General features: G+C 69.9%; 29 protein-coding genes and 1 pseudogene. 19 read left to right on the top strand and 11 right to left on the bottom strand.

Annotated elements, in window-relative coordinates; translation table 11 throughout:
* Window positions 1-56 precede the first annotated feature (56 nt).
* From A6A27_RS43895 to A6A27_RS38220, 9 genes are all read right to left on the bottom strand, one after another.
* On the bottom strand, window positions 57-590 hold the full coding sequence (locus A6A27_RS43895; RefSeq protein WP_073839541.1) for a hypothetical protein: 534 nt from the start codon (window positions 588-590) through the stop codon (window positions 57-59).
* The gene (locus A6A27_RS38250) at window positions 583-1650 is read right to left on the bottom strand and encodes a VG15 protein (RefSeq protein WP_073839684.1); all 1068 of its coding nucleotides are present in this window, start codon (window positions 1648-1650) and stop codon (window positions 583-585) included. The genes A6A27_RS43895 and A6A27_RS38250 overlap by 8 nt, the downstream gene beginning before the upstream one ends.
* 2 nt (window positions 1651-1652) lie before the next feature.
* The gene (locus A6A27_RS38245) at window positions 1653-3140 is read right to left on the bottom strand and encodes a phage portal protein (protein WP_073839540.1); all 1488 of its coding nucleotides are present in this window, start codon (window positions 3138-3140) and stop codon (window positions 1653-1655) included.
* A gap of 12 nt (window positions 3141-3152) precedes the next feature.
* Entirely contained in the window at window positions 3153-4832 is a 1680-nt protein-coding gene (locus A6A27_RS38240; protein ID WP_073839539.1) for a terminase, read from the bottom strand.
* A gap of 47 nt (window positions 4833-4879) precedes the next feature.
* On the bottom strand, window positions 4880-5308 hold the full coding sequence (locus A6A27_RS38235; RefSeq protein WP_073839538.1) for a phage terminase small subunit: 429 nt from the start codon (window positions 5306-5308) through the stop codon (window positions 4880-4882).
* 12 nt (window positions 5309-5320) lie between these two features.
* Window positions 5321-5614, bottom strand: a complete 294-nt coding sequence (locus A6A27_RS38230) for a hypothetical protein (RefSeq protein ID WP_073839537.1) — start codon at window positions 5612-5614, stop codon at window positions 5321-5323.
* Entirely contained in the window at window positions 5605-5778 is a 174-nt protein-coding gene (locus A6A27_RS44665) for a hypothetical protein (protein ID WP_158074134.1), read from the bottom strand. The genes A6A27_RS38230 and A6A27_RS44665 overlap by 10 nt, the downstream gene beginning before the upstream one ends.
* A complete protein-coding gene (locus tag A6A27_RS38225) occupies window positions 5775-6032 on the bottom strand; it encodes a hypothetical protein (RefSeq protein WP_198940630.1) in 258 nt (85 codons plus the stop codon). The genes A6A27_RS44665 and A6A27_RS38225 overlap by 4 nt, the downstream gene beginning before the upstream one ends.
* A 180-nt stretch (window positions 6033-6212) precedes the next feature.
* Window positions 6213-6527, bottom strand: coding sequence for an HNH endonuclease (locus A6A27_RS38220; protein WP_073839536.1), 315 nt, complete (start codon window positions 6525-6527; stop codon window positions 6213-6215).
* A gap of 1233 nt (window positions 6528-7760) precedes the next feature.
* Here A6A27_RS38220 and A6A27_RS38215 point away from each other — a divergent pair.
* From A6A27_RS38215 to A6A27_RS44660, 17 genes are all read left to right on the top strand, one after another.
* A complete protein-coding gene (locus tag A6A27_RS38215) occupies window positions 7761-8372 on the top strand; it encodes a DUF7178 family protein (RefSeq protein ID WP_143194400.1) in 612 nt (203 codons plus the stop codon).
* Between the two features lie 114 nt (window positions 8373-8486).
* Window positions 8487-8696: a hypothetical protein gene (locus tag A6A27_RS38210; RefSeq protein WP_073839534.1), complete on the top strand. Its 210-nt coding sequence runs from the start codon at window positions 8487-8489 to the stop codon at window positions 8694-8696.
* Between the two features lie 88 nt (window positions 8697-8784).
* Entirely contained in the window at window positions 8785-8973 is a 189-nt protein-coding gene (locus A6A27_RS38205) for a hypothetical protein (protein WP_073839533.1), read from the top strand.
* Window positions 8970-9179, top strand: coding sequence for a hypothetical protein (locus A6A27_RS38200; RefSeq protein ID WP_143194399.1), 210 nt, complete (start codon window positions 8970-8972; stop codon window positions 9177-9179). Before A6A27_RS38205 ends, A6A27_RS38200 begins: the two co-directional genes overlap by 4 nt.
* Window positions 9180-9268: 89 nt before the next feature.
* Window positions 9269-9556 carry a hypothetical protein gene (locus A6A27_RS38195; protein ID WP_073839531.1) on the top strand — a complete coding sequence of 96 codons (288 nt, stop codon included), beginning with the start codon at window positions 9269-9271 and terminating at the stop codon, window positions 9554-9556.
* A gap of 67 nt (window positions 9557-9623) precedes the next feature.
* Window positions 9624-10013: a hypothetical protein gene (locus tag A6A27_RS38190; RefSeq protein WP_143194398.1), complete on the top strand. Its 390-nt coding sequence runs from the start codon at window positions 9624-9626 to the stop codon at window positions 10011-10013.
* A 98-nt stretch (window positions 10014-10111) separates the two neighbouring features.
* The gene (locus A6A27_RS38185; RefSeq protein WP_073839529.1) at window positions 10112-10513 is read left to right on the top strand and encodes a hypothetical protein; all 402 of its coding nucleotides are present in this window, start codon (window positions 10112-10114) and stop codon (window positions 10511-10513) included.
* Between the two features lie 29 nt (window positions 10514-10542).
* A complete protein-coding gene (locus A6A27_RS38180) occupies window positions 10543-10806 on the top strand; it encodes a hypothetical protein (RefSeq protein ID WP_073839528.1) in 264 nt (87 codons plus the stop codon).
* 183 nt (window positions 10807-10989) lie between these two features.
* Window positions 10990-11340, top strand: a complete 351-nt coding sequence (locus A6A27_RS38175; protein WP_073839527.1) for a hypothetical protein — start codon at window positions 10990-10992, stop codon at window positions 11338-11340.
* Between the two features lie 5 nt (window positions 11341-11345).
* Window positions 11346-11915: a dATP/dGTP diphosphohydrolase domain-containing protein gene (locus tag A6A27_RS38170; RefSeq protein ID WP_143194397.1), complete on the top strand. Its 570-nt coding sequence runs from the start codon at window positions 11346-11348 to the stop codon at window positions 11913-11915.
* 1 nt (window position 11916) lies between these two features.
* Window positions 11917-12180 (top strand): hypothetical protein, encoded by a 264-nt coding sequence (locus A6A27_RS38165; protein WP_073839525.1) that lies wholly within the window; start codon window positions 11917-11919, stop codon window positions 12178-12180.
* A gap of 32 nt (window positions 12181-12212) precedes the next feature.
* Entirely contained in the window at window positions 12213-12647 is a 435-nt protein-coding gene (locus A6A27_RS38160; RefSeq protein ID WP_073839524.1) for a hypothetical protein, read from the top strand.
* Between the two features lie 7 nt (window positions 12648-12654).
* Entirely contained in the window at window positions 12655-12882 is a 228-nt protein-coding gene (locus A6A27_RS38155; protein WP_073839523.1) for a hypothetical protein, read from the top strand.
* Window positions 12879-13583, top strand: a complete 705-nt coding sequence (gene thyX, locus A6A27_RS38150) for an FAD-dependent thymidylate synthase (protein ID WP_198940629.1) — start codon at window positions 12879-12881, stop codon at window positions 13581-13583. The genes A6A27_RS38155 and thyX overlap by 4 nt, the downstream gene beginning before the upstream one ends.
* 85 nt (window positions 13584-13668) lie before the next feature.
* Complete coding sequence (locus A6A27_RS38145; RefSeq protein WP_073839522.1) at window positions 13669-14127, top strand: WhiB family transcriptional regulator; 459 nt, start codon at window positions 13669-13671, stop codon at window positions 14125-14127.
* Window positions 14124-14420 (top strand): hypothetical protein, encoded by a 297-nt coding sequence (locus A6A27_RS38140; RefSeq protein WP_073839521.1) that lies wholly within the window; start codon window positions 14124-14126, stop codon window positions 14418-14420. Before A6A27_RS38145 ends, A6A27_RS38140 begins: the two co-directional genes overlap by 4 nt.
* Before the next feature lie 109 nt (window positions 14421-14529).
* Window positions 14530-14688 (top strand): hypothetical protein, encoded by a 159-nt coding sequence (locus A6A27_RS44660; protein WP_158074133.1) that lies wholly within the window; start codon window positions 14530-14532, stop codon window positions 14686-14688.
* Between the two features lie 49 nt (window positions 14689-14737).
* Here A6A27_RS44660 and A6A27_RS38135 read toward each other — a convergent pair whose 3' ends face one another.
* On the bottom strand, window positions 14738-16399 hold the full coding sequence (locus A6A27_RS38135; RefSeq protein ID WP_073839520.1) for a recombinase family protein: 1662 nt from the start codon (window positions 16397-16399) through the stop codon (window positions 14738-14740).
* Between the two features lie 39 nt (window positions 16400-16438).
* On the opposite strand from A6A27_RS38135, the pseudogene A6A27_RS43890 reads away from it, so the two are divergent.
* Window positions 16439-16603 (top strand): annotated as a pseudogene (locus A6A27_RS43890) (YfcE family phosphodiesterase); the annotation flags it as partial.
* A gap of 135 nt (window positions 16604-16738) precedes the next feature.
* Entirely contained in the window at window positions 16739-17686 is a 948-nt protein-coding gene (locus A6A27_RS38125; protein ID WP_073839681.1) for an NAD(P)/FAD-dependent oxidoreductase, read from the top strand.
* Between the two features lie 22 nt (window positions 17687-17708).
* On the opposite strand, the gene A6A27_RS38120 is transcribed toward A6A27_RS38125, so the two are convergent.
* The gene (locus A6A27_RS38120) at window positions 17709-19067 is read right to left on the bottom strand and encodes a cation:proton antiporter (RefSeq protein WP_083673192.1); all 1359 of its coding nucleotides are present in this window, start codon (window positions 19065-19067) and stop codon (window positions 17709-17711) included.
* Window positions 19068-19088 lie beyond the last annotated feature (21 nt).

Below are 19088 nucleotides of genomic sequence, written 5' to 3'. Positions count from 1 at the left end.
TCCAGGGCTACGAAGAAGCCCCGAGCTGGTGAGACTCGGGGCTTGCGGGTTGGGGATCAGTAGCGGGATCGCCGCGCCTGGCGGGCCGCCTTCACGGGGTCGAACGCCTCGCTGTCGTCGGACGGGTCGAGGCCACCCCGCAGGTCACTCGGCGGAGGAGTGACGGCGAACTTCTTGAGCTGCTTGGCGTCAGCCTCCAGCTCCTCCTTGGTGTTGCCCATGAGTCGGGCGGCCAGCTCCTTCGGCAGGCCGTGCGTCTCGGCAACGTCGCGCACGAGGAGCTGGTGCTCCAGTGCAGCGTTGGCTTCCCGCAGCTCCTTGGTCGCGACCTCGAACTCCTCAACCGTCTTCGCGGCGCTGAGCTTGGTCTCGGCCTCGCGGAGGCGAGTGCGGTAGTTGGCCGCCTCGGCGTTCGCCTTGGTCAGCTTCTTCCGAGCCCACTCGGGCAGCTCGTCCGTGCCGTCACTCTCGCCCTCCGGGGTCTCCGGGGTCTCCGGGGTCTCGGTCTCCGGGGTCTCCGGCGTCTCAGCCGGCGGCGTCTCCGGGGTCTCGGTCACCGGGGTCTCGGGGGTCTCGGGGGTCTCAGGCACGGTCAGCCTCCAGGGCTCGGGATCGGCTCGCCTCCTGGGCGAGTTGCTGTTCTTGGCGGATGAAGCGCCGCCACGCTGATACGGCTGCCTTGCCGGACAGGCCCTTGGTCACCTGCGGCCACAGCTCGTGGTACTTGCGGTTCACGTCGAACAGCGCGGAGGCGTACTGCTCCCTGCTGAAGACGGGCTCTGCCACGCAGTGGCAGTTGTCGTGGTACTTGTCGCCGTCCGCGTACTCAGCCGCAGACTCCGATCGGTAGACCGGGCCCCGGCTGATCAACATCGCGCACCACCCGCAGGGGGTTCCGGTGCGCGACATGCGGACGTAACCGATCACACGCTTGTCGCGCTCGGCGTTGTTCCAGACCGTCCCTCTCGCGCCGTCCAGGACCACGCGCTCAGCGGCTGCCGCCTGCCGAGTACCGGCCTGGAAGTGCGCCTCCTCGCGGGCGGCGTCGACCTCTACAGCTGGCCTCTCGGGATTGATGGCCGTCAGCTTTTCCTCGAGATTCGCAGGACCCAGGGCATCAAGGACGGTGACGGCTTCCTCTTCGGCCAGGCGCTCCAGGCGCTCTGCCTCCGCAGCGGAATCTCCGTCCAGGTCCTCGACCGGGATGTGCTCCTCGTCGAGTGCGTTGTCGTCGTCGGCCAGCTCCCAGCCGTCGCCCGCCGCGGGCACGTCCTTGGAGGCAGGCTTGGCGTCAGCGCCCTCCGGGGGCGTCTGCTTGCCTGCCAGCTCCTTGAACTCCTGCCGCAGCATGGCGAGGGTGACGTACTCAGGCTCGGGCTTGTCGGGGTCCGCGACGGTCCTGCCGGTCAGCAGCGCCCGGATGAGCCGGTAGTACGCCATCGCCAGGGCGCGAGCCATGGTCCGCCGCGTCATCACCAGGTGGATGGCTTGGGCCAGCCAGGCATCGCTTGTGGCGACTGCCCGTGTGGCTGGAACGGCGGACCACAGCTCCAGTGCTTCCTCGACGGTCTTCACGCCGAGCTGGGTCAGTGCGATCTGGTAGGCGACCGAGACCTTCTCAGCCTCGGCCGCCCTCTGTCGGTTCGTCATGGTCACGCAGCGGCTACCTCCGTACCAGCGGTGGAGGCAGCGAAGGTGCTGCTCACGTCGGTGGTCGACCCGGCGCTGCGGGGCGCCGCCCTACGCAGGGCCTGGGCGAGCTGGCGTGCGCCGTCCTGCTCCTCGGCGAGGCGGTCCCACTCGTCCAGCTCGGCCTTCGTGACACCCGGCACCCGACCCCACAGACCCTTGACCGGGATCTGGAGCTGGTCGGCCAGCTTGCCGAGGCCGTCAGCGGACTGAGCCAGGGACTTCAGCTCCATGTCGCGCCAGATGACCTCGATCTCGTAGTCGTCCAGGTCGACGTCGGCGGCGTCCATCTCCGCAGCCAGGCGGGCCACCCGCTCCCAGCTCTCACCGAAGCTGGTGCGGAACTCCTCGACCATGCGCGACAGCGCGGTCTCGGCGGCCAGCAGCGCCTCAGCGGAGAGGTTGGCGATCTGCCCGAGCAAGTGATGCGGCGGCGTCTGCGAGATCGCCGACAGGTGCCGGATCGACATGTCGATGGACTCGATGAAGCCGCCCAGCGGGGTCTCGTCCAGGCTGCCGAACTTGACCGTGTCGTCCTCGGCGAACAGGAACCGCTTGGCGTTGTGGTTGATCGGCAGCGGGATCGGGTTGCCGTTGGCGTCCAGCACCGGCTCGCCGGCCTGCGGGTGCGGCTGCCCGCTCTCGTCCAGCTCGGGGTACCGCTTGAGCGGCGGGGCCATGCCGGTGACCCAGCGCACCTTGGTGGAGGCGTAGGTCTGGGCGACCAGCAGGTCGAACACCGTCTGGTTGATGCGGTTCTGCACCGGGATCATCGGCTCGACCACGCCGTAGGTCCGGCCGTCCAGGTCGATGTACGCGGAGAACCGGGTGATCGGGCACTCGGTCGCGCCGTGCTTGACCCCAGCCCCGACCGTGACGCCGTCCTCGTCGGTGAACGACTTGAACGTCACCTCGTAGACGTTGGTCGCGTCCCACATCTTCGCCTTGCCGGGCGTCTCGTCCGTGGGCTTGCGCAGCACGGTGAGCGCGGCGTACGGGGTGTGGTCGTTCGCCGGGTCCTCGAACAGGGCCGCCGTCCGCAACGGGCTCAGGCCCCGCGTCCGCGATCCCTTCGGGGTCTGCTCGGTGACGGTGAAGGAGTGGCCGTAGGTGACCGCACCCCGGTGCACGGCGATCTGCCGGGCATCCATGCGCGAACGCTGCCAGTGGTCCCACTCGGGCAGGTCCCGCAGCCGGACGGCGTCCGCGCCGCCGCGCCGGAACTGGTCGACGTAGAGCGCCTGCGTGGGCGTCTTCACCAGCAGGGGCATCCAGTTGGACACCGCCCGCTTGGCCAGCATTCGGTACTCGTCGTCCGCGCCCTCGGGCATGTACGGGTCGTCGTGCTTGCCCTGGACGTAGTCGTCGACCCGCTGGAGGCGCTGCGAGTCCTTGTCCAGGATGGCGAGGAGCTGCTTGGCCAGGGCCTTCGAGGTAGGCGTCTCGCTCAAAGTATCACGTCCCTACAGGAAGTAGCCCCGCTTGGTCTTGGGCTTGACCTTGCGACCACGGGTGCGGAGGTCATGCAGCGCCTCGTGCGCCAACATCAGGGCGGCGTAGGCGTCGATCTTTCGTTCCTCGGACGCCTTGCCGAAGGACACGCCGTAGTTGTTCACGCGACGGTGTGCGTTGAGCACGTGGCGGCGCAGCGTTATGTCGCCGTCGTGGTGCAGCTTGCCGTCGAAGATCGAGGCCATCAGCCGCTCGTGGGCTCGGGTGCTGCGCTGCTGCGAGCCGCGCATGTCCCAGGCGATGACCGACTTCTCGCCGGCCTTCACGCCCAGGCCCTCGCCGTAGGCTTCCTCCCACTCGGTGATGTAGGACTCCCACAGCGCCACGTCGGCGTAGAAGCCGCGCACGTTGAACACCCGGAAGGTGTCGTGCACGGCCGAGTCGACCGCGTGTCGGGGGACCTGCCAGTCGTCGCCTTGTGGGCCGTCCGGCTTTTCCCAGACACCGAGGTTGAAGGCCACCATGTCGGTGACCCGGATGGCGACCAGGGCGGTCGCGTCGTCGGTCTTGCCGCCGTCGAAGCCAATGGCGATCTCGTCGCCCGGCTTCAGCAGGGCACCCTCGACTTCGAGGGGCTTCCACTGCTCGGGGCCGTACAGCGCGTCCTCGTCGGCGACCACCTGGTTGAGCCACATCCGGCGGGACCGGGCCACCGAGAGGGTGGTGTTGTGGATCGACTTGATGATGGTCTCGACGTTGAGCCACACCGCGTCGCCCCGGATCAGGGGCAGGACGATGCGCAGCGCCTCGGCGGTGAGCGGGGTCTTCGGGTGCGCCTCAAGCGAGTCGTACATGAAGCCAACGTCCGCGGCCTTGCCCTCGACGATCTTCTCGTAGGCCAGGCGCATCCGCTCGGCCACGCTGTCCTCGCCGGGCAGGTAGGCGTTGGTGATCGCCAGGTACCGCGAGTCCTTCTTCGTCGCGTTACCGTCGATCGTCTCGTACATCTTGTGGCCGTTGTTGCCACTGACCCAGTGGTGCGTCTCATTCAGCAGGGTGAATGTCGTGCGCTTACCTTCGAGGGCCCGGTACGAGCTGGTAACCGCCTCAAGTCGCTGGCGCCCACCGTTGGCGCGAATGAGGATCGCGCCTTCCTTGATCTTGTACGTGTGCTTGAAGTGGTCGCTCATCAACGACGGGATCAGCGCCATCGTGTTGGTCGTCTGCGACTGGTTGACGGCGGTGACCTGGACCCACGCCTGCGGGTGGGCCTTGCCAACCGGGTCGCCGGCCTTCGCGGCGCGACCCTTCTTCACGTCGTCTGCGGTCGCCCACCGGTCGAACCGGGAGGGGCCGACCAGCTCGACCAGGCACATCACGGCCAGGAGCGGGTCCTTGCCCCAGCCCTTCATGCGCTGGAGGACGCCAGTGCGGTGGATGAACCGGCCGTCCTCGTCGACGGCGTACCACCACAGGATGAAGCGGAGCTGCTCCGGCGTGAACCGCCAGGGTCCGCCGTCCTCGGCCAGGAGGTACTCGGCGCACCAGCCTGCGATCTGCCAGCCGATGGTCCGCTCCGGCAGATGCCAGGAGCCGTCCTCACGGGTCATCCAGGTCGGGCCGAGGTAGGTCGGGTGGAGGAGTCGGATCTCCTCTTCCGTCATCGGCGGCGGCGCTACGGCCACTGACATCGCTCACCTCCCCTCGGAGGGCATCCCTCCGTTCCGGGGAGGCCGGACTACTGGGCTACGCCGAGCTGGCGCTGGTAGTCCTGGATCGCGTGCACGGAGGCCAGCTCGACTTCCTGCTCGGGTTCGTGCAGCTCGATCCGGACGCGGCGACGATCGCCCTCGGCGACGAGCAGCCGCTCGAACGCGGAGTAGATCGTCTGGAGCATCTGGCCGCTGCGCTTGCCCGACTGCTTGTAGACCGACAGGTCTTCGCACAGCGAGTAGGCGAAGGCCCAGTCGGAGTTCTGGTAGAAGTCCGCTTGGCCGGACGACTTCAGGCCGTCCCACAGCTTGCGGGCGATGGGGTGCCACTCGGGGTCCGCGTTGGGAACCCTGACCGGGCGAGCCTCGCCCTTGGTGACCGCCACCTGGTCCTTGCCCTTGCGGCTGCGCGGGCGGGCGAGGTCGTCCTCGCGGTTCGGTACGGGGCCAGGCATGCGGTCACCTCCTTACTCAGGTGCGGGCTCAGCCGGCGGCTCGTCGGGCGCCGGAGGGGCGACAGCGTCGGCGAAGATCGTGTGCGACGAGGAGTAGTTCTTGGTGACCGAGCCCGACCAGCCGACAGCGCCTACCGCCGCGAACAGTTCGAGGAGGATCGCGGTCAGCTCGTCGTCCGGGGGGAAGCCCATCGCCGGGTCGCCGTCGATCCGAATGGTGGCCTGAAGCACGCCGTTCGAGACGGCCTTCATGGCGAAGCCGCCGGCGCTGACGAGCGTCGGGTCCGTCCTCTGCTCTACGGGCACTCCTCGTCCTCCTCGTCGTACTCCTCGATCTCCGGCTCAGGCAGAGCGAAGCCGATGGGACCACCGGAGAGCACGACGTGCTCCTGGGGCTCCTCTTCCTCGGTGCGGCCGAAGTCAACCTCCAGGCCCCAGCCCGCGGCGCTCAGCCGCAGCGCGAGTCTCACCAGACCTGCCAGGCGATGTGCGGAACGAACCAGGCCACGAAGCCGACCAGGGCGACGATGAAGGCGAACACGCCAGGCGTGCGCCACTTGCCGTCGCGGATGCCCAGCCACTTGCGGGTGTTCTCGCTGAGCGTGTCGCCCTCGGGCTTCTTCGCCAGGGCGATGCCCTCCAGCAGAGCGAAGGAGACAGCGAACAGGACCACCCACCAGCCCCAGATCCGGGCCCAGGTGCCCTTGTACTGCTCGTCGGTCACGCGGGCCTCCTCGGTCTGGGGCGGAAGTCGTGCGGCCCCTGCCCGGGAGAGGGGGACCAGGCAGGGGCCAGCAGGGGAGGGGACAGAGCCCGCACCTCCCCGCGCTCCACGGGGTACCCGGAGCGCGCAGTGCTGGGCCGCCGGGTCGCATGTCATGGCGCGCACCCGTAGACGGCCCGTCTACAGCAGGCCGGGGTGACCCTCGGTCCTGCGGAACTTCTGAGCGTGCCGCCGTCGAATCGCGGCCCGCGCCCGAGCGCCCTCAGCGCCGGACTTCTTGTCGTGGTGCCACTCGCACAGCGACTGCAAGGCGTCTTCCGAGTGGTCGTCGTCCCGCTTGATGTGGTCGACGTCGACCGCCCGCTCGTCGCACCGCTCGCCGTAGACGTTCGTCGCCCGGCACCGGTACCCGTCGCGCTTCAGCACCCGCTTGCGGATCGCATCCCAGTTCGGGGGGAGCCGGTCTCGCCGGTCGCTGTTCTGCCAGTTCGGCATCCCGGCTCCCCCCTCCATTACGAGGAAGGTCCCGACCGCGTTTGCCCGAAGACTGCGGACCCGGGACCAGATCACGGGGAAGCTGGTTGACCGGTGGTCGCCCCTACCGGGGCGCAACCAGTAGACAGGTCAACTGTGTGTGGCCCCTTCGGGGCCCAACCTGCTGGCAGCTCATCGGCTGACCGGTCAACTTGCTTACAGTATTAATTCCGTCGCAGACCGCTGATTGTCAGGATGACTGTGGCCGGGCTCACACTTACAGATAGCCAGGCAGCGGCAGAGGGGATGCACCGGCAAGGAGGATGTGCCCCGAAGGGGCCATCACCAGGATGAGCCGGTTAACCAGCATGGGCCCCGAAGGGGCCATGACCAGGCATGACGCCTACCCGGCGATGCAGTATCCTGGCGCTGTGGCGACGGCAGATGGCCCGGATGGGGCGGCGATGGGGGACAGGATGACCTGGCCCACCCCTGCCCTGACCTGCGGCGATGCGGTCGGCCGGCCCTGGCGCTCCCGCCCTGATCGACCCTGGAACCGTGGCGCAATCTTGCCCGCTAAGACACGGCGGTGCCGCGCCGGTGTCCAAAGGGGACATATCCCCACTCCCCACAGTGGACACGCGGGACCGTCCACAAGCGACGCCGTCGCGCCCGTCCACAGTCGACCGTCGGCTCGTCCACTCGCGACAGTCCACACGGGACCGTCGGCCGTCCACCCTGGACTGTCCACGCCGGCCAGTCACCGTCGGCCACACGCCGACCACTCTGCGCAACGATCACCTGCGGCGCCCCGTCCGTCACGCCACGTAGCGACAGGCTGACCGCCGGCGCACTTGTCACTGCGCGTAACCGGACCGTCATGCTGCCCGACCGCCGGCGCACTGGGCGCCCAGCGTCACGGCGTGACAGCGGAGAGTGACCCTATCGCGTATAGGAAAGCAGTACCCCCGATCCCTCGAGTCTGTGACCCGGCTCGCAGCCTGCTGATTTGACACTTGGAGCGGCGACAGGCAAGATTGGTCCCAACGCCGCACCGGGCAGCCGGAGCGGCGGGAATGGCTCCAACTTGCAGGACCGGGCGCCGCCCGGTAGAGTGAGGGCCAGGCGAGGTTAGAACGGCGGTCACGGCGACCGGCCGCAGCCAAAGTCGCCGAGTTGCTCCAAGCAACAGGAGCTGGTAAGGTTGACCGCAGCGCCGCCCAATCGGGTGGCCCGGACGTGAAAGTAGGAGCGATGGGACGCAGGGCACTCACGGGCAACGCTCGCCTGGTGCAGATCGGCACCAACACTCGGGCGTGCACCGACCGCATCGTGCGGGTCTGGGACATGGCCACTCCGGTGGACGTGGCCCGGGGTGCGGAGTGGTACGCCGATGCCGGGCGTATCTGCACCGAGCAGGCGGAGGCCACCGGCTACAGCCGGGAGACCGTCGCGGCCGTCATCTCCCACCTGTCCCCGCGTACCTCCTGGTCGCGGAACGTGGCCGGGGCGATCTCTCTCCTGCACGGGGGAGACGCGGCGGGGTGCATCGGGGACAACATCAAGCGGGCGCGGCGTGCGCTGGTGTCGCCGACCCCTCTCGAGACTTTCGGGCCTGACGCTCCGAAGACTCGCCGGTTCGCCCGCAACATCCTCGGCGACCGTGACCAGGTGACGGTTGACGTGTGGGCGGCACGGGTCGCGTTCGGTGACCGGTTCGATGATCCCGAGACTGTGCTGGGGTGGGTGAACGTCTATGACGCGGTGGAGCACGCCTACCGCCTGGCCGCGCAGCGTGCCGGCGTAGACCCCACCACCATGCAGGCCACCACGTGGATCGTGGCCCGCAACGGTCGCGCTGACTGACCACACGTGACACTTGGAGCCTGCCCCCTGGCGGGGTGGCGCGGGGGTTCGATTCTCCCGGCAGGCACTCACGGGGCGTCGCCAGACGCTCCAAGGCACACGAGAGGCACTGACATGGACGTGTACGACATCCGCGACCGGTTCGACTCCGAGTACCTGGAGGGGCGCCGTCAGGCGCGCATCGCTCGCCGCCGCGAGATCCAGCAGGCGACGGCCGACCTGTCCGATGACGAGATCCGGCAGGCCATGGCGTGGCTGGCCAGCATCCCCGGGTCGCACCGCACGGCCATGGACGCGCTCACCGCTGAACTCGCCACCCGCTGACTGATCGCCTGCCCGCTGGTGCGGCACGCGGGGGTCCGATTCCCCCGGCAGGCACTCCGCAAGATCCCCCCGACGCGAGAGGCACGACATGCTCACCTGGACCGCCGACGAGGCCATGGACGCGCTGGTGAACGCCGCCGACGCGACCGTCGCCGAGGACATCTGCGGGAAGCTGCCGCCGCGCACCCTGCGCGAGCTGTGCGATCTGATGTACCTGCCCACGACGGGCAACCGGGTGACCCTGACCCGGCGCGTGATGGGGGAGGTACGGGCGTGAGGGCGCTGTGCACGTACGGGCAGATGACCCGGGCTGAGTACCGGGCGGGAGCACCGAAGCGACCGATCTGCACGCGGGAGGCGACGCGGTACACCACCCGGCCCGGCACTGACTACGAGGGCCAGTACTGCGATGAGCACGCGGTGACGGGCGACGGTGACCCGATGGGCGTGGTGATCGACCTGCGGGACCGACTCCGCCCCTGATCCACCAGCCTGCACGCCGGAGAGCCGGCGGGGGTTCGCGACCCGGTGCAGGCACGCAAGAGACCACCCACCCTGACGGGAGACCAGCCATGCTGCACAACACCCTCGCCGCCATGCTCGCCGAGACTGACGCCGAGCGGGACGCCGCCCTGAACCGTGAGTACCTGCGGCACGCCGTGAGCCGGGAGATGTTCTGCCAGCGGACCGGCCGGGTCCTGGACGTGAGCACCGCTGTGCTGGTCACCGTGGTGCACGGGCAGAGCCGGCGGGCCGTGATCCTGGACGGTGCCGCGTTCGACGAGGTGGCCGAGGGCCTGCGCAGCCGGGCCGCCACCCTGGGCGCCAGCCTGGAGATCCTGGACGGTCGCACCCTGTGACCCACGCCACCCACACCTGATGGTGTGAGCGGTGGACGGAGCCAAGTAACACGTGTAACGTTGAGCCATGCCACGAGAGAGAGGCACCACCATGCGAGTCAAGATCGCCGACGCCGCCCGCTTCATCGCCAACCTGTGCCCGTTCACCGCGGGCAGCCTGCGGGGGGACTGCCTCCAGGTGCTGTCGGGTGTGGCGGCGACCGGTGAGCTGCCCGCCGAGTACGCCGAGACCCTGCGCGAGGCGCAGCGGGAGCGCACGGCGCGCTACCTGGCGGGCGAGGGTCGCGAGGCTGTCCCGCACGCCCCGGCCTACGTGGTGACCAGCTACGGCACCCCGATCGCCTGGGTGACGCTGGCCGGTGAGGTGGTGATCCCGCCGATGACCTACTCGGCGACGACCACCCGGCACCAGGCGCTGGTGCGTGCCGCGCTCGGCGCGGAGCTGGTCGCGGCCTGACCTGATCGCCTGCGGCCCGACAGGGGCGGCGAGGGTTCACGACCCACCGCAGGCACCACCACCCACCCATCCCAGCATCACCCACCCGAGGAGTCACCATGCGCAAGATCCTGCCCACCCTCGCCGTCCTGCTCGCCGTCGCCACGCTCGGCGCTGTCGAGGGTCGCCTGGCCGACCGGCCCGAGCCCACCACCCAGCCCGCCGCCGTGGTGCAGGTGGAGACCGAGCCTGCGGTGCCTGCCCTGCCCGCCCCGATTGAGGGCCTGCCCGAGTGCCCCACTGAGGACAGCGAGGGCCCATGCAACTGGTACGGGGGGAGCAATGGCCTGGGCGCCAAGTTCGCGGCGCTGCCCGAGACGGGGCAGCCGGTGCCCGCCGACATGGCCGAGGCGCTGGCCGAGGAGCCGGGCCAGGCCGACCGGGACTGGTCGGTGTGCACCTGGTACGTGGGCGACACCTCTTGGGTGGTCTGCCCCGACGGGTACGCGCTCGGGTCCTGACCCCACCACCACCGAAACAAGGAGAGACCGTGCAGAAGATCAACGGGTACCAGGTGTTCGCCGTCATCCCCCGCCTGTACGCGGGCGGCCTGGTCGACGGGTACGTGATCGCCGCCGACGACCACCGGGGGGAGTGCGTGACCGGGTGGGTCCGCTCGGCGAGCGACACGAGCTGGAGCAACGGCCACTACTTCTACGGGCCCGACGCCAAGGCCAACCGGCAGGCCGCCCTGCTCGACGCCATCAAGCGAGCCGGCGTTCCGGTGGAGGTGAGCCAGCTCACCCTCACCTGACGGTGTGAGCTGTGGACGGGAACAAGTAACACGACGACGACGAGGGGAGCACGACATGGGCTACTGCCAGGAGGACTGACGTAGGAATGGGGGAGGGCCTGCGCGGCTCTCCCCCATCCATGCCGGGCACGTGATACTGTGAGCAAGAGCGAGACCAAGCGACACGTGAGGAGAGTGGTGCGAGTGGGCGCGACGTGTGAGAGCTGCGGGCAGACCGCGACCGTGCGGCGGTACACGCTGAGCCGGTCGATGGTGTCCGGCCTGATCAAGCTGCGGCGGTGGGGCTCCGGCTCCCGGCAGGAGCTGGGCCTGACCGGGGTGGAGTACAGCGTGTTCCAGAAGCTGACCTACTGGGGCCTGATCGAGAAGCGGGAGGCCGGGCACTGGCGGATCACCGGCCGGGGCGAGGACTTCCTGGACGGTGACGTGCTCGTGCCGCGTGCGGTCTACGCCGCCGCCGGCCAGGTGGTCGCGGTCGACGAGGACGAGATGGTGAGCCCGCGGGACGTGCTCCGCTACGAGCTGGCCGCGTAGTGGCGGTGCGAGTCCGCAGCGGGGAGCGGGTGGTGGTGACCGGGGACGAGGCGTGCCTGGACCACGGCATCCAGCCCGGCACCGAGGCGTCGATCCAGTGCCAGGGCTACCGTCCCGACGTGTGGATGGTGACGGTGGACGGCAAGCCTCCGCTGCGCCAGGTGCACGAGGACGACATGACCGAGCCGAGCTTCGAGGTGGTGCGCAAGACCAGCGCCACGGGTGGGCAGAAGGACGCGAAGCCTGCGAGGTTCGACCAGATCCCGACGCTGTCCCTGCGCCAGCTCGCCGAGCGGTACGGGTTCGGCAACTCGAAGTACCCGGTGCAGCCGGGGGAGCTGGACAACTGGCGCAAGGGCTACGCCTGGTCGCTGTCGTACGCGGCGCTGCAACGGCACGTCAACGCCTTCTGGTCGGGCGAGGATCTCGACCCGGAGACGGGGCAGCCGCACCTGATCGCCGCTGCCTGGCACTGCTTCACCCTGAACGAGTGGGCCCACCGCCCGGCGCTGCGCGAGCAGTTCGATGACCGTCAGGACCGGCTCCAAGTTGCACGAGACGGCGAGGACGTGTAACGTGGAGCAAGACAAGGAGGGGATGCCAGTGAGCGTCTACGGGGAAGTCCTCGACCGCGACATCGAGTCGCTCGGGGAGCTGCGCCGCCTGCCCGAGGGCAGCGTGGTCAAGGTGGCCACCGAGGGGTCGGAGTGGCCCATCCGGTACAAGGATGGCGGCGTGTGGCGCATCGCCGGCCGGGACGGCACGTTCAACTTCACCACCCACTACGCCGCCATGACGGGGGAGCTGAAGCTGATCTACCTCCCCCCTGCCAGCGCCTGACGTGTAACTGAGAGCCAGAGAGGAGGGTCACAGTGAGGATCACCCCGCGCAAGGAGGAAGTCGCGGCAGTCGTCGCGGTCCTGGAGAGCGACCAGTACGACAGCGCCCAGGCCATGGCGAAGGCCGTGATCAAGGAAGTCGCCGAGCTGCTCGACATGCGCGACTGGGTGGCCCTGACCCACCGCTTCGGCGACAACGGTCAGCTCGGGCTCAACTGGGGCCCGTTCGGATCGGCGATCGAGGCCCAGCGCCTGGCCGACAAGCTGGCGCTCGGCGGGAGGTTCAGCGTGGTCAGGCTGGGCAGCCCCGGCCTGCTCGTGGCCAACCTCCTGGGCGCCAAGCGCCCGACCAAGGACTTCTGCGCCAACCCGGCCTGTCTGCACGCCGCCTGGACCCACAGCGCGCTCGGCAACAGCCGAGGCAAGTGCGTCCTGGAGTCCTGCCCCTGCGACGAGATGAAGAAGTGAGGCAGCCATGAAGAACAAGTCCGTCGACCACATCCACTGCACCGCCTGCCACCTGCGCGGGTTCCTCGACAAGCACGACGCCGACAAGGCCCTCGGCCGAGCGCAGGCCAAGCGTGACCGCCTCGCCGCCAAGCGGGGCACCGGGCGAGGCATCCGCCGGGAGAGCCGCTACTTCCGCTGCTCGCAGGGCCTGTTCCACCTGACCGCCACCCCCCGCAAGGACGTGAGCCAGTGACCATCACCTACCGCACCGACCTGACCGTCTCCCTCGACGACAGCATGGGCAGCGACGCCAAGGTCATCCGCATGGCCAAGGCCAGCATCAAGAAGACCGGCGCGGCCATGGACCAGGCCGCCCGCGAGGGGTTCATCAACTTTTTGGTCAGGGAGCGGCACGGCGTGCCCTTCGAGCACATCGCCATGACCTTCTACATCGAGGCCCCGATCATGGTGTGGCGGCAGCTCGTCAAGCACCGGCACAGCTCGATCAGCGAGGCGTCCGGCCGGTACGTGGAGCTGGAGCCGGTGTTCTACAGCCCCAGCCCCGCCCGCAAGCTGGTGCAGGTCGGCAAGCCCGGCGCGTACGTGTTCGAGTACGGCACGGTCGACCAGCTCGCCGACGTCGAGGAGAGCGTGCGCTCCACCGCCGAGCACGCCTGGACCGAGTACCAGCACCTGCTCAAGCAGGGCGTCGCTCGAGAGATCGCCCGCTCCGTCCTGCCGGTGAACATCTACACCTCGGGCTACGTCACCATCAACGCCCGCTCGCTGATGAACCTGCTCAGCCTGCGCACCGCGGGCAGGGAGAACGCCACCATCGTCAGCCACCCGCAGCACGAGGTCGAGCTGCTCGCCGAGGGGATGGAGCGGCACTTCGCCAACCTCTTCCCGGCCACCTACGCCGCCTTCGAGAAGCACGGGCGGGTCGCCCCGTGACCTACCTCCGACGCAAGGCCCTGGTCGCCGTGCTCGTCCTCCTGTCCTACGTCCTGTCCCTGCTCCTCGCCTTGGAGGCCCGCCGATGAAGTGCAAGTACGACCCCGACCTGTTCTTCGACGTCACGCAGGAGGAGGCGGCCAAGGCCATCTGCGGCGGCTGCCCCATGCGCAAGGCGTGCGCCGAGCTGGGCGCCACCGAGGAGCACGGCATCTGGGGTGGCACCGACCCGATCGAGCGGGCGATGGCCCGGTTCCGCGCCGCCACCCCGCAGACCCAGGCCAGAGACCACGAGTGGGACCTGGTGGTGGAGCTGTGCGCCGAGCGTGGCTACACCGACGTGCTCGCCATCTCCAAGGTCACGGGCGTGCGGGCCGACGCCGTCGCCACCCGGCTGGGTGTCGAGTGGGTCGACAACCGTGCGGCGCTCGTCGCCGAGCTGAGCGCCAAGGGCTACGGCCCGAAGGAGATCCGCGAGAAGGTGGGGCTGAGCCAGCGCCGCATCCAGGAGCTGATCAAGCAGAGCCAGGCGGTGGCCGCGTGACCGAGCAGGCCCATGAGATGGACATGCTGGTGGTCGGCTGGCTCAACGAGGCCAGCCAGTACCCGCAGTTCCACCGACGGCAGGTGTTCAGCGCCGCCGCTCCTGAGCGGCTGTATGGCCGGCGGTTCCGCCGCGCCTACTACACGCCGAACGCCCCGAGCGTGCGCTACTCGTTCCGCTTCTTCGACCTGCTGCACCGCTACGCCAGCATGTACGGCGGCGAGGTGCTGCGCATCAACCAGTACGAGCTGTTCGAGATCCTCGACCAGGCCAACGCCCGGGAGAACGTGTAACTGTGAGCACCCTCCGCACCGCCCTCACCTGGCTGGCCGCCGCCCTCGGGCTGCTCGCGGCTGGCATGCTCGGCCTGCTGGCCTCCCTCTACCTGGTGCTGGTCGCGGCATGAGCCAGGCAACGACGCAGGCCAAGCGCACACGGGAGGAGTGGCTGGCGTACCACATCAGCCGGGCCCCGATGCCCACCTGGGAACGCTGGGAGCGGGCCAACGCCGCGCTGGGCGTCAAGGTCTGGCGCAGGCCGCAAGCCACGCCGTCCCCGTGAACAAGAAGGCCCCCTCAGCATTTCGCTGGGGGGCTTCTTGCTATCCGGGTCAGTCGATCCAGACCGGCTCGATCAGGCCCTCGTTGAAGGTCTTGCGCTTCACCATCTTGCCGCGCTTCTCGTCCCACTCCGGCTCGATCGGCATGATGATCACGGCCTGGAGATACGAGGCCAGGAACGCCTGGCGCTCGCCCATCGTGGTCTCGGGGGCGTCCCACCTGTCCCGCACGCTGGCCGAGGCGTTCGCGCTGACCTCGCGCTGCTCGGCCGCAGCCTTGGCGGCCACCAGCTTGTCGCGCTCCTCGGACAGATCCTTCCGCATCGCGAAGTACTCCTGGGTGGGCAGCGCCTTGGCCTTCCACTGCCCGTACAGGTCGGAGAGCAGCTCCTGGATGTCCGCCAGCCTCTGCTCTACCTCGGGTGACGGGCCGACCGGCACGGACTGGGCCTCGGTGGCCCGCTTGTCGTGCACCCCGAAGACCATGTCCCTGATGAAGTCATCGACCCGGCCCATGTGTCGGGTGTTCGAGCACGCGCCCTCCTCCGTGCCCTCGCAGCCGTACCGCCAGAAGTCCTTGCCCTTCTGAAGGGTGTGAGTGCCCGCCATCCGTGGATGAGAGGGGCACCGGCCGCACCGGACGAGCCCGGAGAGCAGGTACTTGCCGTGTCGACCACGCTCGGAGCTTCCGGGGGTCTGGGCATGCCTCCCGATCTTGTCGACCAGGGACTCCCAGACGGCCCGGTCAACGAGGGGCGTCCACTGCCCCTTGACCTCGGTGCCGTCGGCCTTGGTGACGATCTGGTACCGGACGGCAACCTCGCCGTCCTCCCTGCTGCCGTGCACCATGGTGCTCCGGTACCCGGCGATCCTGGGGTTGCGCAACATACCTATGAAGACGGACCGTCGCCAGGGGTTGCCGCGCGTCGTCCGCAGCCCCCGCTTGTTCCAGTCCGCCACGATCGCCATCGGGTTGACGCCGGCCAGAACCTTGTCGATGGCCTCGCGGATCTCCTCGGACTCGGCCGGGTCCAGCGTGCGCTTGTCGGCCTTCCAGCCGAACGGGCGGTTCGACCCGACCGGCCTACCCTCCTCGGCCAGCTCACGGTGCATGCGCTTGACCCGGCGCGCTGTGTCGGCCGACGACTTGTTGGCCATCGCCACCATGACCCGCGCCATCGTCCGGCCGTTGTCCGTGTTCAGGTCCAGGCTGCCCGTCGTGCCCTCGAAGCGCCGGCGGTAGAACTCGGCGACCTCGATGGCGTCCTCCAGGTCCCGGGGGTCGCGGGCCAGCCGGTCGATGTCGTAGACGGTCGCGGCCTTCTGGGCGCCAGCCCGCAGGTCGGAGAGCATGGCCTGCCACCGCGGGCGGATCACTCGGTAGGCGACGTACGAGTTGCCCGTGGTGTCCGTGACCGTGACCCGCTTCTTCTTGAACGCGGAGGTGTCGTTCTCCTCGTAGATCGTGACCGAGGCAGCACCACGGGCCAGCGCATGGGCGATGGTGTCCAGCGCCTGGCGGCGCACCCCTCGGTACTCTTCCTGTCGGTCGTCGGAGATCCGCAGGTAGATGGCCACATGCAGGCCCTCCAGGGTGCGGACACCCGGCGGGTACAACTGGACGTTCAGTTGGGCGCGGGCCTCGTCGCCCGACACTGTGACCCCGTCGAGGGAACGGCCGGGGGTGGCGAGGAGTGCGGCGAGATCGGTCACCGGGGTATCGTACACGTTGTAGGTAGTGATACCTTGTGCCACTCCCACATCCCGTGGGACAGCGTCGCCCCGAACGGACTGCGCCTGCTCAACCCCGGCTCGCCCACCGACCGTCGGGCCCAGCCGTACGCGACGTACCTGACCGCGCAAGTGGCGGCGGGGCGGCTCGACCGGGTGGAGCTGCACCGCCTGCCCTCGCGCTGACTCGCACCGGCCGCGACCGGCCTCCGCCGGGAGCTCGTCGATCCGGCGAGATGCCGCCTCGGTCAGCCCTTCGGTCCGGAGGTCGGCACGCCCCCTGCCGCTTACGATCATGGAGTGGCGGCGGACCGGGCGGGTGTGGTGGTGGTCGGCGCGGGCATCGCCGGGGTGGCCTGCGCGAACGAGCTGACTCGGGCCGGCGTTCCGGTGGAGGTCCGCGAGCGGGCCCGGCTCACCGGCGGGCGGATGGCCAGCGAAAGCTTCGACGGCCGCCCCGCCGACCTGGGGGCCGCGTACCTCACCGTCGACGACCCGGACTTCGCCGAGGTCGTCGACGGCTGGCGGGCCGCCGGCCTGATCCGGCCGTGGACCGACACCCTGATCGCGTACGGCCCGGAGGGGCAGCGCGAGGTCGCCGGGCCGATGCGCTGGGCGGCCCCGCGCGGGCTGCGGTCGCTGGTCGAGCACCTGGCCCGGGACCTCACCGTGGTGCACGACCGGGTGGTGATGACCGTGGAACCGGGGCCGCGGGTGGACGGCCGGGCGTGCGAGGCGGCGGTGCTGGCCATGCCAGGCCCACAGGCGGCCCTGTTGCTCGACCCCGCACTTGCGGCGGCCACCCGGGCGGTGGCCGCGCAGCGCTGGTCGTCGGCGCTGGCTGCGGTGCTGCGCTTCCCGGCCCGCCGCTGGACCGACTTCCGGGGTGCCTTCGTCAACGACCACCCGCTGCTGCGTCTGGTCTGCGACGACGGCGACCGGCGGGGCGACGTCGCGCCGGTGCTGGTCGCGCACACCACCCCCGAGTTCGCCGCGGCGCACCTGTTGCAGCCCACCACCGCAGGCCCGGCGATCGAGGAGGCGGTCCGCGACCTGCTCGGCCTGCCTGAGCCGGCCGAGCTGGTGCACGTGCACCGCTGGACGTACGCCACCCCCACCGACGGCGGTGACGGCACCTACCACCTGGACGACGACGGGATCGGCGTTGCCGGGGACGCGTTCGGGCGGCCTCGGGTGCAGAGCGCCTGGCGCTCCGGCCGCGACCTCGGCCGGGCGCTCGCGGCCCGGTTGCTCGCCGATCGCGGCTGACCGGGCCCCGTTCAAGATCCGCCTACCTTCGGGGAGATTGTCGCGTCCCGGCGCGCTGATGCGGCAACCCCCCTGGCAGCCCCCGGTCAGCGGGGACGCTGTCCAATGTGGGTTCGTCCGTCCGGTCCCGCGCCGAGGCGTCGCGGCTCCGCTCGCCCGCCCGGTCGAGCAGCTGCATGACCGGGGTAGCCGCGATGCCGTGCCCCACCACCGAGACGATCACCACCAGGCCGACCGTCGCCCAGAGCAGCTCGGCCTGCGGGAAGTCGGTCCTGCTGGTCGCGTAGGCCAGGTAGTAGAACGAGCCGACGCCGCGGATGCCGAACAGGGCGATCACCCAGTGCTCGGCCGGTCGGCCGGGGGCGCCGCGCAGCGACAGCCACCCGGACAGCGGCCGGATCACGAGGAGCAGGGCCAGCCCGACCATGGCCGCCGGCCAGGTCAGCGGGGCGAGCAGGCCGCCGACCACCGCACCGCCGAAGAGCAGCAGCAACAGCACGGTCAGCAGGCGCTCGACCTGCTCGGCGAAGTCGTGCAGCACGGCGTGGAACTCGTGGGTCCGCTCGGCGGCCCGGATCGCCCGGGCGGCCACGAACACGGCCAGGAAGCCGTATCCGCCGGCCACCTCCACCAGCCCGTACGCCAGGAAGGTGGCGGCCAGCACGAGGAAGCCCTCGGCGTGCCGGGCGAGCCGCAGCTGGCTCGGCGCCCGGAAGAAGAGCTTGCCGAGCAGCCAGCCGATCAGCAGCCCGCCGGCGCATCCGACGGCGATCTGATACAGCACGTGCACGGTGAACCAGCGAGCCAGCCACTCCGCCGGGGCGAGGCTGGTGGTGGCGATGGCGATGGCCGCGTACACGAAGGGAAAGGCCAGGCCGTCATTCAGCCCGGCCTCGGAGGTGAGGGCGAAGCGGACCTCGTCCTCGGAATCCTCCACGTCGGTCGGCTCGCCCACCTGTACGTCGGCGGCGAGCACCGGGTCGGTCGGGGCGAGCACGGCGCCCAGCAGCAGCGCCGCCGCCGGCACCAGGCCCGCCCACCACCAGCCGAGCAGCGCCACCGCCGCGATGCACAGCGGCATGGCGATCGCCAGCAGTCGCCAGGTCGACGCCCAGCGGACCGGGCTCAGCGGCCGGTCGATCTTCAGTCCGGCGCCCATCAGCGCCACGATCACGCCGATCTCGGTGAGGTGGGTGGTGACCTCCGGCCAGCGCAGCGGGTCCGGCGTCGGCAGCCCCGTGGGCAGCAGGAACACCAGCATGCCGAGCCCGAGGAAGGCGATCGGCATGGACAGCGGCCGGCGTTCAAGGACCCGCGGCAGCACCCCCGCGAGCAGCGCACCGGCGCCCAGCAGCGCGATCGCGACATCCACCGGTTCCACGGCACCACCCTCCCGCCGCCC

Source organism: Micromonospora sp. CB01531 (genome assembly GCF_001905095.1).
Lineage (GTDB): Bacteria > Actinomycetota > Actinomycetes > Mycobacteriales > Micromonosporaceae > Micromonospora.
This window is presented reverse-complemented; position numbering and strand designations above follow the sequence as displayed.

Coding starts and splice junctions, on each gene's coding strand:
- A6A27_RS38155 (WP_073839523.1), top strand. CDS start 12,655: ATGAAGAACAAGTCCGTCGACCACATCCACTGCACCGCCTGCCACCTG.
- A6A27_RS38190 (WP_143194398.1), top strand. CDS start 9,624: ATGCCACGAGAGAGAGGCACCACCATGCGAGTCAAGATCGCCGACGCC.
- A6A27_RS38210 (WP_073839534.1), top strand. CDS start 8,487: ATGGACGTGTACGACATCCGCGACCGGTTCGACTCCGAGTACCTGGAG.
- A6A27_RS38205 (WP_073839533.1), top strand. CDS start 8,785: ATGCTCACCTGGACCGCCGACGAGGCCATGGACGCGCTGGTGAACGCC.
- A6A27_RS38240 (WP_073839539.1), bottom strand. CDS start 4,832: ATGTCAGTGGCCGTAGCGCCGCCGCCGATGACGGAAGAGGAGATCCGA.
- A6A27_RS38220 (WP_073839536.1), bottom strand. CDS start 6,527: ATGCCGAACTGGCAGAACAGCGACCGGCGAGACCGGCTCCCCCCGAAC.
- A6A27_RS38145 (WP_073839522.1), top strand. CDS start 13,669: ATGAAGTGCAAGTACGACCCCGACCTGTTCTTCGACGTCACGCAGGAG.
- A6A27_RS38185 (WP_073839529.1), top strand. CDS start 10,112: ATGCGCAAGATCCTGCCCACCCTCGCCGTCCTGCTCGCCGTCGCCACG.
- A6A27_RS38250 (WP_073839684.1), bottom strand. CDS start 1,650: ATGACGAACCGACAGAGGGCGGCCGAGGCTGAGAAGGTCTCGGTCGCC.
- A6A27_RS38215 (WP_143194400.1), top strand. CDS start 7,761: ATGGGACGCAGGGCACTCACGGGCAACGCTCGCCTGGTGCAGATCGGC.
- A6A27_RS38235 (WP_073839538.1), bottom strand. CDS start 5,308: ATGCCTGGCCCCGTACCGAACCGCGAGGACGACCTCGCCCGCCCGCGC.
- A6A27_RS44660 (WP_158074133.1), top strand. CDS start 14,530: ATGAGCCAGGCAACGACGCAGGCCAAGCGCACACGGGAGGAGTGGCTG.
- A6A27_RS38195 (WP_073839531.1), top strand. CDS start 9,269: ATGCTGCACAACACCCTCGCCGCCATGCTCGCCGAGACTGACGCCGAG.